Below are 13278 nucleotides of genomic sequence, written 5' to 3' on the forward strand. Positions count from 1 at the left end.
ATTTTGATAATCTAGAGTAGTGCGAGCATCTTGCTCGCTGACAAACGCGAGCAAGATGCTCGCACTACAATGGTATGCTCATTTCCGCCGACCTGTACTAGGGTATTGCTATACCAACAAAGCCTGCCTTCTTTTGCTAAAAGTTTGATAGCCTGCCAAGGCAGGCTTCGTATTTCTAGCCCCACCCTTATAGGGTGAGGGCGTTTTTCCACATTTGGGATGCTCCCCTTTTTGGGTATCCCAATTCCTTGACATCCTCACCGGGAATAGTGGTCAGTTGTCAGTAGCAAAGACACCTAAAAACCACCCACAAGGGGGAGCCAATGCGGTGGACGGGTTTCCCGGCATAAAGGAGCCAGCGCTGTGGGCGGGTTTCCCGACTTGAGGCGACTGGCGTCAAGTGGCGTTGGGGTATTAGACCAGATCCTTTCAACAACTGACCACTGACAATTGACAACTGACACACGAAGCGTAATAAACAAGGGATTGTTCGCAATATTTATTGACACGTGTCTTTTTTTTTGCAGGTATCTCGGCGGCCACCCTACAGCAAGTAATCTAGCTCAAAAAATTGCACACAGGGCGATCGCCAACTTCACAAGCTGGCGATCGCTATCGTTATCAAAAAATTGGGTCTAAAACCCCGTCCTGGAAGGACGGCTTTTGGTACAATATAGGATGTGGAAGGGTAATCAACCACTTAAAAAACCCTATTGCTACCTAACACGTAGACGCTGCACCTTGACAACTGAATCTTACTGGTTCTACTTCGTAGTTCTAGTATCACCTGGAAGTAGGTAAAAGATTCGCAGGTACTAGACGAACAGCACTAAACTGCAAACAAATATTGCACTTTGTGCAACTATGGTCGGGCAGACCAAAAGTTAACGCTTGGGAGCCAGTGCGTTGGGCGGCTTTGCCGACTTGAAGCAACTGGCGTGGAGAGAACCACCTCTGGTTTAGATACCGCAAGGGGTCTAGACTAAGTGGACTCATTGAACCAAGAATCCTCATGCCTTTAGGCTGAGGAGTGTCAAAAAGTATCTAATCCAGCATTAAAGTTTTGTCTCACCTCACTAATACTGAGAGCTTGGTTATAAATAGCGACTAAGTGAATATTGCCTAACCAGGCACGGGACTGATTGTTAAATTCGTTGCCTAAACCTAGTCTGAAGTCGTCAGCCCAAACAGCAAAGTCACCATCTATGTTTGGTTGACTAGCTATTTTTTCACCATCTAAATAGAAGTTGGCTATTTTGGACGCTTTATCCCAGGTGTAAACTAGATGAGAAACTTGGCTGGTGGACACTCTTCCTACGGGGAAGGCATTGTTGGTGCCATTGGCATCTGCTACTGTTGTCCGCAACCGTATGACGTAATAGCCATTTTCCTGACCGAGTGTAAAGTTACGGAAGGCTTCGTTGCGGGAAACAGTCACGATTCGGGCTGGTAACTGTTGGGTTGGGTTGATGTCTTTGGGTTTCACCCATGCCTCAATGGTGATGGCATTTGTGGCTTTGACATTTCTAATCAGTTTAGTTGCTGCTGCTGCCGAGGCTACGAGGGTGGGTTTAGTAATTGATAACACACCTCCTTGCAACTTAGCTCCATCGCCTGCAAATGTTAAATTCAGGGCAGGGTCAATACCTGAGACATCAGTAACTATGTTGCCACCGTTTTCTTTGAAGGTATAGAGCAGAACTAAGTTATTAGCAATTCTGGGGGGTGATTTGACAGCGATCGCTACTTCATCCATTTCCTCTACTGCACCATCGTTTGCGGTTAACCGCAGCACATAGTTACCACCCTTAGAGAAACTAGCACTGGTGAAACTTGAGTTCACATCTGCAAAGTTGACGTTACCAGGGCCACTGACCTTTGTCCACTGTAAGGTCAAAATCCCTGGCACCGTTGGTAAACCATCATCACTCACCGTGGCATCAAGTTCTAACTTTGCAGGTAAGGTAATTTCTTTTGCAGCAGCAATCACCTTGACAATGGGGCGTTGGTTAACGGTGACAGATACCTGAGAGAAACTGGACAGGTCGCTGTCGGGATTGGTGGCGCTAAAGCGCAGGACATAGATACCGCCCACTGTAAACGTTGCCTGAGTATCTGCTTTAGTAGCATCCGCAAACTGGATTTCTCCTGGCCCACTCACTTGTTGCCATTTGACGGTCAGGTTGTTTTGTTGCGGATTACCCAGGCCAGAGTTAATTATGCGTCCTGCTAGGGTTGTTTCCACCTTGACTGCTGTGGGGTCATTGTTCACCTCTGAGAGTAGAGGTAGAGTTAAAACGGGAACTGTACCCGCACTAACGCTGGGTGATTGATTGACCGTGACGACTAGGGGAATAGTCTGAGAAAGACGACCATTATCAACCTTGAACTCCAGCTGATAAACACCCCGTTCAGTAAATGTGGCGATCGCATTCAGTTGATTAGCATTAGCAATCTGCATGGTGTTGGGGCCACTAACGCGCCTCCAGGTGATGCGGATGGAGTCGGACAGTTCACCTAAACCTTCATTGTTGATAATTCCGGTTAACTGTGTGGTGACTGAGTTCCCTAATAAAGTCACAAACGGTGCAACTTGGGCGGCAATGGTGGGTGGTTGATTCACCACTACAACAACCTCATCACTAGACATGAGTTCGCCATCATCCACAGTTAGCCGCAGTACATAGCGCCCATTGCGGGTAAATTCTGTAGATGTAACTAAGGCTTTCTCATCCCCAAACTTCACGCCATTGGGACTACCAGGCCCGGCAATTTGTGACCAACGTGTTATAGCATTGGGTGAGGGGCGATCATGGGTGATGCGTCCTGTTAACTGTGCCATGATAGGAAGTGGTTGTGTTTGTGCCCAATCAATTACCTGATCTTGCCCAGCAGAAATCACAGGTGGCAAGTTGGTATCAGCACCAAACTCATAGTTTTGTCTTACCTCATCAGTCGTTAAAGCGCGGCTGTAAATAGCGACGAGATGCAATTGACCCAACCAGGCGCGTTCATCGCTGCTATTAGTACCTAATTCGTTGCCCAGAGCAAGTTTGAAATTACTACTCCAGTTAGAGAAATTACCACTGAGTTGACGACGGCTAATTTCTTGACCATCTTGGAAGAATCGTAACACTCCCGATGCCTCACGTGTTGCCACAATATGAGTCAGTTGTGCTGTAGTCACTTTACCAACTGCCAATGGCTTATTGCTGGCATTGTCGTTAGTGGTGGTAGTACGGATGCCGATATAAAAGCGATCGCCTGTTTGTCCCAAGGTGAAATTACGCTTGCCGGCTCCCTCAGAGAAGCTGACAATGCGGGCTAACCCTTCAGCATTCTCAGAGCTTGATTGTAGCCATGCCTCAATTGTAATTTCATTGGTTGACTGTACCGCAGTGGTAATTTTGGCTGCTGGATTGTTGGTTGCTAACAGAGTCGGTGATTGGAGTAACAAACCGCCTGCAATTTTCTGGATGCGATCGCCATCAGTGACCACTAAATTTAGAGGCGCGTCTCCACCAGATACATCAGGCACCACCCCATTGCTCGACTCAAAGGTATAAAGTGCTTGCAATTTTTGAGTGGCACGGGCAGCAACTGCAATGGTAACTTCATCATCAACCGTAAAAGTACCATTATCAACAGTCAACTTTAGTAAGTAATTACCACTCTGATCAAAGGTTGCTGATGTTTGTAGTGCTTTGGCATTTTCAAAGATCACAGTTCCCCGGCTCTGATTACTCCATTTCACCGAAATGACACCACGATCTGGATCGCCCAATCCACTATCAATCAGCACACCTTGCAAGGGGGTTTTTAACTGTCGGTAATTTTGCCCAGTGGGAACAACCTGCTGGTCATCGCCTGCGGAGATCACAGGCCGTTGGTTAACCACAATGGTGAGATTGTCACTTGCCGATAACATACCGTCATCAGCCGTCAACCGCAACAGATATTTGCCCCGTTTGGTGAAGGTGGCTGTAGTTTTCAGGGCATGGGGATCATCAAAGACAACGGTTCCTTCCCCAGCAATTTGCTCCCAGGTAACAAAAATAGCTGAGGATTTTTCTAGGCGATCGTCGATGACGCTACCTTCTAACTCAATGGATGTACTGCTATCATCCAGACCAATGATTTGGTCAGTACCTGCATTGACAATCGGCGGTTGATTAAGTGAGCGATCGCGCAATGAAGCCTGCCCAAATTGAGCATCATCTAAGGTCTGGTCTTGACCATCGACAATACCAAAGTACAGGCTCATGTATTGCATCACAGCTTGCTCATGGGGTTGCAATTCTGGAAAATAAAGCCTAATGGTATCACGAATTGCATCCGTGAATTCTACATAGCTAGTGAGCTTATTAGCTACAAACGGCTCTAGCTGTTTAATCAACTCATAGTTGCTGTCAATGTCGAGGGTTTGCAACGTCTTCTCTAGTGATGAAGGCGCAGGTTCACTCAGTGATGGCAGAATGCGGCTGACATAGGTGACGCGGTGCATAATCCGCCAAGTATCATTCTTATTTTGTTGCGCTTCCCTTAGGGCTAGGGCGCTGGGGTCATCACTTTGGGCTAACCAAATCGGATCGACGACGCGATTAAAGAATAAATCAAACTGATCGGCACGCGGCTCTAAATAGAACGTCATAAAGCGATAGGCGTCAACCCGCCCTGGTCTGAGTCTGGGTTTGGCTTTACGCGGATCATCCACGCGATCCATAATCAACTCGCCTTTTTCATTCCGCAGATACAGATCGCTCTCCACTTTACCTAAATCGACATTTAATCCAAAGGATGTTTCTGATTCTCGCTCCTTGGTCACAGTCAGGTTCAAGTGTCCACCAAATAAAGCCTCTAACTCAGCCATGACTAGGGCTTTCATCGCTATCCCTGTCACCAGCCTTAACCCAGCCATGCCCTTAAAGGCATAGGAGCCACCCAACTTCTCTTGATAAACATCCATCGTTTCTTGGGTTTCGGCGTACAACCCACCTGCGGCTGTCCAAACATAAGAATTTACCAGATTCCGCTTTTGTAACCGAGGTAACTTATTAACTGCCCTTCCCACTGCTAAATCACTATCACTGCCATATAAACCATCCTGACGGCGGCCTTTGGCTTCGGCGGCATATTGCTCGTAATATGTCTGCAACTCTGCTTCCTGGCGGTTGATGCGCTCCTTGAGGGCGTAAGCTTCAATGGGTTTGAAATAGCTGGTGTCGGAGCTATAGGTTAAAGCATTAGGGTAGTCAGGATCAGCCTCAAACCCAATTTTACCATCCAAAGTCCCCTGTTTGACATAGCGGGGATTCATAGGAAATGTGATGATATTGCGATCGGGTGGAATGTCGGGATTGGGTCGCATTTGGAAGGAAATTAAAGCATTATTATGCTTGAGGCGCAGGGCAAAGATATCTGCTGTCTCTGATTTCACCAATGCCATACCCATATTATCCGGCACAAATCGTCGTCCGATTTTGGGATAGGCAACAGCATCTGCATTTTCCACAATCCCGCGCAACTCCATTTTGGTCGCTTCTGTGGTGGTGCGTCCAATACCCGTAGAGGCATCTTCTAGCCATCCCAAGGATGTTTCAAAGGTTGCTTTTGGCCCCACTGCAAAGTTGGAATCTTCAACACTGGTAGCCAAACCTATACCAGCTAAACTAATTGACTTCACTCCAACTAACAGGGAACCTGTAACTGACATGTCAAAGCCTTTGTCTTTGGAGGCAGAGTAAGTATAGGTGGTACTTTGGGCTTTAGTCAGTTCTACAGAACTGGCACCTGTGTAATCGCTAAACTCACCTAATACATATCCTGTGGCGGCTAGGTTTTCACTGGGAACGGGTGGCGCACCTTCAATATAACCAATTAGTTGCGGTGCTGTTTGCATCTGACCAATCCACTCGGTAATTAAATCACCGACTTTGAAACCTGTAACTAATTGCCATTGACTATCTTTGAGAAAACTGTAGCAACGCTTGAAAATGCCAATTAAGTTACCTGCACTGTCGTATTGCAAATCGCCATATTCTTGAATGCTTGGTGGACTTTGAATGATGTCATGGAATGTCGTTTTCACCCCTGCCAAAGCACTGCGAATTTGGGGGATATCTTCACCAATTGGTGCGGTAGACAGAATGTAATTTGCTCCGATGATTTCGAGATGATTACCGTGAGAGGAGCGATCGTCAAGCTTAGTAATTTCTGTTGATGAAGTGGCAGCAACATCAGGATCAAATGTGTAATAGGCGAGTAAATTTTCTTGTTCACCCATTAAGCGTCGGAACAGATTGTCTTGAATTTGTTCTTCAGTCCGGGTGATTTTCCAAATCCGTAGTTCTTCAAGTTCGCCCTGGAAGAATTGCGTTGGAGTATTGGTGGTTTGCAGAGCGCCAATGGTAAATTGGGCTTGGCTAGTTTTCCAGGCAGTTGCATCTATTCTCGGTGCTAAAACTTTGCTGCCATTGTGATATATTGTTAGCTTGGAACCATCTACGCTTGGGTCTTTCACCCATGTCACCTCACCTTTAATTGTGGCATGGTTACGACTTTTAGAATCAAATGCAGTGTTACCGTCATTTTCTTCAAATTGCCACCAAGAGACTAATCCTTTTTCGCTGCCCTTAATTTCTTGACCAATCTGTTCTAGTTCACGGGCTGTGTTCCAAATGCGAACTTCAGTCAGAATACCCCGCAATGGAGCTACAATTGGCAGTGAAATTTCTTGAACAGCAGTGAAAAAAGGTAAGTTGATTGTCAAACCTAAACCAATTTCTAGAGATTGGCTACTGTTGCCAATATCAGTAGGTTGTCTAAAATCATCACTCGCAGGTTGCTTGCTTTCATATTGACGCACCCCGGATGATTGACCATTGATGTAAAATTTAATCTCATCCGAAGAATCTATTTTGACACCAGATGCTGCTTTATCGTCTTTGGTTTCTATCTTTACTCTTTTGCGAGTAATAGCAATCTTGGAGAAGTTGGTGCCAATGCTGCCATCAGAAACGAAAGAATGGAGTTGATGTTTAACATCTTCAAACAAAAATCCAATTTTGCCATCTGGCAGGACACACACGGCATAGGGAACATCATGATCCGTTGTCCCATCATTGAGTTTGCCGCGACTGAGAATGCCATTACCACGACTAAGGTCTTTGATTTGGAGAAAGATTTCAATGGTGAGATCACGGCTAATATCTAGGGTAGTATCATTACCACAATCAAGATAGCCACCTGTGCCATCAAATTCTAACCCGTAGGATTGGTCAAAGGCTGCCGCGACATGATTCCAATTACCGCCAGCAAAAATATCACTGGTTTGCACAAATTGATTGTTAACTCCGGCAAAAATGGCGTATGCAGGTAGTGGTGATGGAAGATTATTCAAAAAGTCACCCCGCAGCGTGCCATCATTGCCAAAGCGAGAGTAATCAGTTGCAATTCTCTTCTCAAAATGCCAATAGCCAACCAAGCCGATTTCGTTACCGCTAAGTTGACGGTTCATGTCGGCTTGAATTTCGCCTTGGGTGCGGGCTTGTTTCCAAAGGCGCACTTCATCGATGCGTCCGTTGAAGAAGTTATCGACTTTGCCAATAAATTTAACTGGGGTGTTGATGGGCTTTTTGCCTTTAAATGCGTCTGTACTGTACTTGAGGACGGCGTTGACATAAAGGCGATACCATTCACCATCGAAGGTGACAGCAATATGGTTCCAGGTATTGACCGACAATACAGGTTGACTATTGGGGTTGGAATTGGTGATAAAGGCGTTCCAATTGCTACCATCGCCAAATCCGGCATGGATGTGATTTTTCTCGACTACCCAAATGGAAGGCGATCGCGTGGTAGAATTGGTTGCACCAAGTGGTTGATTACCTAAAAAGCCATTAAAGCCAACATTCGCGTCGGTGGGATAAATCCAGGCTTCTTGAGTGAATTGTTCACCCAGCACCACACCTTGACCCAATTCCACATAGTTGTTACCCGTAAATTCTAAAGCTGACAATAGTTCTTTTGCTTCTAAACCCAGGGCATAATTAGCACCATCATTACTGTAATGCTGGAGAATGCTCGCCTTTTCCTGTATGCGGCTGGGACGCATCCAGGCTTCAATGGTGACATCACTAGCCGCATCCAGTTGTTTTAGCTGTTGAGCAGTTTTGAGTTGAGCGTAATCATCAACACCATCAAAGGTGAGGGTGCTGCCGGGGCTAGCAGCAGTCCATTTGCAGGTGAGGGTTCCGCCACTGGTGACACGTTGCCCAATTTGTACTTGACCTGACTGAGTTGTATCAACCGTTGCCCGAATTAGTAACGATCCGTTGTACAAGTCGTTAGGCACTTTTGTAGTTTGAGCATCACTACCATAGTCATACTCTAGGAAAAATACTGGCAGTTTCTCGGTAGGTACGGGGAGAATCTCAGAGGCGATCGCAATGTTGGTGGAATTTTTTTCTACCCGTTCTTGCGTCGTCACCTTGGTCTTGCCAACAATCAGAGTAGCACCTTTGGGTAGCGATCGCTTCACGCCATCGGCAAACTCTAAGCTTTTCACCTGTCCTAACTCGGTTTTAATCGTACCAGAGCCGATAAATTCCCGCTCACCTGCCAACCCATTTAACACTTTGGCAAACCGCTCAGGATTACGGGGTACATTGTTCCATGTTTCCGTGATGTCTGGCCCAGTAATAGTCACGCTACAGATATCTGCATTCGGCTCACCACTGGTATTAATCACAATCTGATCCATTTCTAAATCAGTGGAACGCGCAAAGCAAACAACCAAATCCTGCCCTTGCTCGTTGGTCAGGGGGTATTTGGCTCGTTCTGTTTGCGTGGTGTAATAGGTGACAAAAAATTGATCGTCTACGCCTCGGAAGTAAAGCGCCAAGCTACCTGTGGCACTGTCAAAAAGTAATGGGGTATCCTTTGTCCAGGCAAAACCCAACAGTCCACCAGCAATGGTTAATCCAAAGGGGTCAGTATGCACCAATCTCATGGGCACATCAACACCGTGGATAATTCCTGTGCGAATGTTGTCTAATTCTGTTTGAATAGTCGTGAGCTTGGTGTTTTTGTCGTTTTTCTCTTGCGTGTAAGCATTAATTCGGCTTTGCAGCAGGTCGCGCTCCCGCGTGACTTCAGCCTTGTGGGCTGTCAAGGTATTGTTAGCGGTTTGCAAAGCATTTTCGGCGGCGCGGGTGTATTCTGGATTTTCGACCACATCAATGCTGGATGTCAGGTCATTAAAATCATCCACACTGCTGACATCGCCTGTGAATGTTCTGCGTCTCCCTCCACGGTTGTCATCTTCGTAGAGCGTGACTTGCAGTTGGGGGGGAATTTTTAGGGAAGAAATTAAATTGTTGAAACCGTAAGACTCCAAAACTCCAGTATCAAGAAAACCTCGTGTAGTACTTAATCTTTTTCCTTCAAACCCAGTATCTTGATAGAATATGGCAGTGGCATTGCTCACCTCTGCATCTTTTTGAGCTAGTTCACCTTCTTTTTGTGTCACATCTTGTTGGGCTGTTTTGAGTTGGCTTAATTTCTCATTTAAGTAAGCAAACTCAGGGTAAATGATGCTATCGATGGACGAATTAGCGATCGCATTATTTAAAATCGTCACTGTGGGCGTAGTGCGATTAATTAGGCGATCGAGATTGATAATTTCTTCCTTCAAAATCCGCGTTTGGCTTTGCAAACTGCTAATTTTGTCTAGCTGTTGGTTAATTGATTGCCCATCAGCATTTGGTTTGTGAATTAACGACAGTGGTACAACATCGGGAATTTGTGCGAGTTTTCCTGACCCGGATACGCCTAAATCCAGGGTAGCAATCTCGTTTTTATCGCCTGATGCACTCTTGGTAGCCACTGCCAACATGACGCGAGCATTACGCTTGAGGGGTTTTTCTTCATTGCTATAGCCACTGGCAACATTTTCTTGCTGGTAATACAGCAATGCAGTCATGCCAGATGTAATACTACGGGCTTCTAATTGCCCGTTGGCATTGGTTGACGCAATTTGAAAACTACTGCGGCTCACACCCAAACTCTCGCCCACAGGTGCATCAGATTTCACCCACACCCATTCATCCAAATTCAGGGTTACAGGCGGCGCATCAAAGGGGGTAACGCTCCACTGTAGCTGACTTTGGATTGTTCCATTGGCTTTGTTATCGGTCTGGTCATAGATAGTTTTACCTGTGGCTTCATCAAATCGCCAATAGCCAACTAACTTCAATTCTTGCCCAACTAATCGTTGGTGCATGTCGGCTTGTAACTCTTTTTCTGAACGTACCCGACTCCAGAGACGAATTTCATCAACAGTACCTGTAAAGGTATTTTTGGCGGCTCCAAAACTGGTAATGGGGCTAATGACTGGAGTTTTGCCCTGGAGTGATTCCAGCTTAGGCTGAGTGTTACCATCTGCATCTAACTCTTCTTGGAGTGTGCCATTGATGTAGACTTGAGCCATATCAGCTTTTTCTCGTAGTCGCCCATTGACGTAGACTCGATAGGCACTGCCATCAAATGTAACCGCTAGGTGATTCCAATTGTTGGGAGTGAGAATACTTTTGGTTGCCACCTCATACCACTGGTTGCCATCGCCAAAGCCTATTCTGACTCTGCTTCCCGCTTCAATCCAAATCGAAGGACAGCCATCATGATTTTGGCGACTGGCTGCTAAACTATCGGTGTTACCGTTACTTTTGTTGGTGAGCAGGGCTTGGGATGTAGTACTAGATGCGGTGGGTAAAATCCAGGCTTCTTGAGTAAAGGTATGCCCAAGTTTCACACCGGAAGCGATCGCTACATGAGGTTCTAAAATGACGGACAATTGACCTTGAGACTGTAGTTGAGATAAATTTTGTGCGGCGAGGGCATTGCTAATTTCTGCGTCCAGTTCCTGTGAGGTTTTGGTTCGCAACGCAGACTCAGCATAGCCTTCAGTGACAACGCGGGGTACTAAATCTTTGTCGCAAGCTTGGGAAGGATCGCTGAGGCTTGGTTCCACACACTTGCCAGATTTCAACGCAAACACATCTGGATGATCGACGCAGGTATAGACCTGTGACCCCCGCGTATTAAACAAGCCATCCGTAGACCGTTCTACATCAAAAGCATCAATTAAGCCAGTTTTGTTGTTATGAGCAAAAATTTGCCATCGTTGAATTTCTTGGATTTGTGTGGGTAACAACAGTACTGTGAAGCGACCATCTGTTAAATTACCGACAAATTTCAACTCTTGCGTTGGTTCAAGAAAATCGTTGCCATCCAGGTCTTTTGCACCCAAGCTATCTTTACGACTTTGGGGGCGGGTTTTGCTGCGGCTGCGTTGAAAGCGTACCTCCATCTTGGTTTGTAAGTAGGCACCTGATAACACAAAGCGATCGACTAACAATGTGGAATTAACAATAGGTACACTGCTAGTAGCAGAACTAGAAACCCATGCATCGGCCGCTTTATCAAATTGCACCAAACCCGTACCATCAGGGCTGACACTCAGTTGTGTGCCCTGAACAAACACCATCTTGCGCCGGGCTGCCTTCTGCTGATCAACTGTGGAATAATTTGTGGGATCTGCGATCGCTTGTCTAAACAAATACACAAACTGTCCATCTGATAACACCTGAAATGGTGCATCTGCCGTCAACCTTGCCGTTGAGGATAAAAATAAATCCTTCTCTGTTGGTCGTAAATTAATACCTGGCTTTTCAGGTGTCTGGCTATTATTGCGGTAACTTGGCATTAAGGTTTGATCGGCCACACCAAACCCAACTTCTGCAATTTCCGTCGGGAAATTTAATGGTTTAGGATCTTCCCACCCATCTTTATCTATCGCGCTTTGAGGATTGTTGGCATCAGCAGCATTTTGGTCACCAGTACTGTTGAGATTTAAGACACTATAAAAAATTCGCTGCTGGTCATTCATGGCAAAGGCAATCACTGTGCCCTTGTGCCTAACTGTAGTGGTGTACTTGTACAAACCGGAATACTGCTTAATTAAGGAATCGAAAACATTAGCGGTAGACATCCAAAAAACCTGTGAAGTAAGTGTGCTGAAATGTTGAGGTGTCAGCCTATGGGGTCAATTATTTCATCTTCCGGGCTAACTCAAACTTCACTATACTTACGACGTGAACACCGAAAATTTCCGAAGAATTATCGAAAGCAGCTGTAAAACTTAACATTCTCACCTGTCAGAGGAGGCAGAGGAAGCAGAGGAGAAAGAATCTGCCACTATGAAAATGGGACAATTTATTTTCTGGAAGTCCCAAAGAGAAAATTAGGACTTTTGCCAGAGGTCTAATACTGTTCTGCTGTATCTGCTGTTCAACAAAAGTATGTCTTTATTCTATGCCTTTTCACGAATTGGCAGCCCAAAGAATTGCCACATCGTTGTACTGTCTGAATATGGCATCAGCACTGACGAGGGTTAAGTCTTCCAGCTGTGCCTGTGCAATCAACATTCTGTCAAAGGGATCTCGGTGATGCAAGGGTAAAGAAGCTGCTCGTAAAGCGTGAGTTGCTGTAATTTCTAGCGATCGCACACCCAACTGCCCCATACGATTAGAAATGTAGCTATCTGGTGGTTCTGGCAATGGTAACTTTGCGATCGCAAATTTAATACCGATTTCCCAGATACTAGCAACCGAGAACCACAATTCGTTTGTTTCATCAGCAATCTGTGTAATTGCCTCCTCACTCAACCTTTCTGGTTGGGCAAACCACCATAACCAACATTGAGTATCCAACAACAGCTTCACTCTTCCCCACCCTCAAATGCTGCCAAGATATCTTCTGGTAAAGGCGCATCAAAGTCTGCTGGTACAGTGAAGCGCCCTCGATCTAGCCCTAAACTAGCTCGCCGATTAGATGGATTGTGAAAGGGAACCAACTTGGCAATTGGGATTCCTCGGTTGGAAATAATAATTTCTTCCCCAAGTTCCACACGAGACAACAAGCGTGAGAGGTTTGTTTTGGCTTGATGGATATTTACACTTTCCATACTCTTAAAGAACTAAGTCTATAAACTTAGTTTAGTTTAGCGATGCATTGTATTGCAATATTCAATTTTGACATTACTTAGCAGCGCAAGAGAAAACTGATATTCTGTCCGCCAAATTACTTACGATATGTCAATGCGAGCGCAACGAAGTGGAGCGAAGCAATCACAAGTGTTTAACCAGACATGATATAAGACGCGAATCAGTATGTTACAAAATTATATGTGTTATAAATTTACAAGGATTTCTAATCAAC

At 45.6% G+C, this 13278-nt stretch carries 3 protein-coding genes; all 3 read right to left on the reverse strand.

All coding sequences use genetic code 11. The features are described from left to right. Positions 1-1033 precede the first annotated feature (1033 nt). Entirely contained in the window at positions 1034-12049 is an 11016-nt protein-coding gene (locus AACW45_RS34435; protein ID WP_190637518.1) for a LamG-like jellyroll fold domain-containing protein, read from the reverse strand. A 331-nt stretch (positions 12050-12380) separates the two neighbouring features. Beyond that, positions 12381-12782: a PIN domain-containing protein gene (locus tag AACW45_RS34440; RefSeq protein ID WP_190637520.1), complete on the reverse strand. Its 402-nt coding sequence runs from the start codon at positions 12780-12782 to the stop codon at positions 12381-12383. Next, on the reverse strand, positions 12779-13024 hold the full coding sequence (locus AACW45_RS34445; RefSeq protein WP_190637523.1) for a type II toxin-antitoxin system Phd/YefM family antitoxin: 246 nt from the start codon (positions 13022-13024) through the stop codon (positions 12779-12781). The genes AACW45_RS34440 and AACW45_RS34445 overlap by 4 nt, the downstream gene beginning before the upstream one ends. Positions 13025-13278: the final 254 nt, after the last annotated feature.

Source organism: Calothrix sp. FACHB-168 (assembly GCF_963889195.1).
In the GTDB taxonomy this organism is placed as follows: Bacteria; Cyanobacteriota; Cyanobacteriia; order Cyanobacteriales; family Nostocaceae; genus Aulosira; species Aulosira anomala_A.

What these genes read in the sequence shown, in the direction of transcription:
- AACW45_RS34435 (WP_190637518.1), bottom strand. Translation starts at nt 12,049, where the DNA reads ATGTCTACCGCTAATGTTTTCGATTCCTTAATTAAGCAGTATTCCGGT.
- AACW45_RS34445 (WP_190637523.1), bottom strand. Translation starts at nt 13,024, where the DNA reads ATGGAAAGTGTAAATATCCATCAAGCCAAAACAAACCTCTCACGCTTG.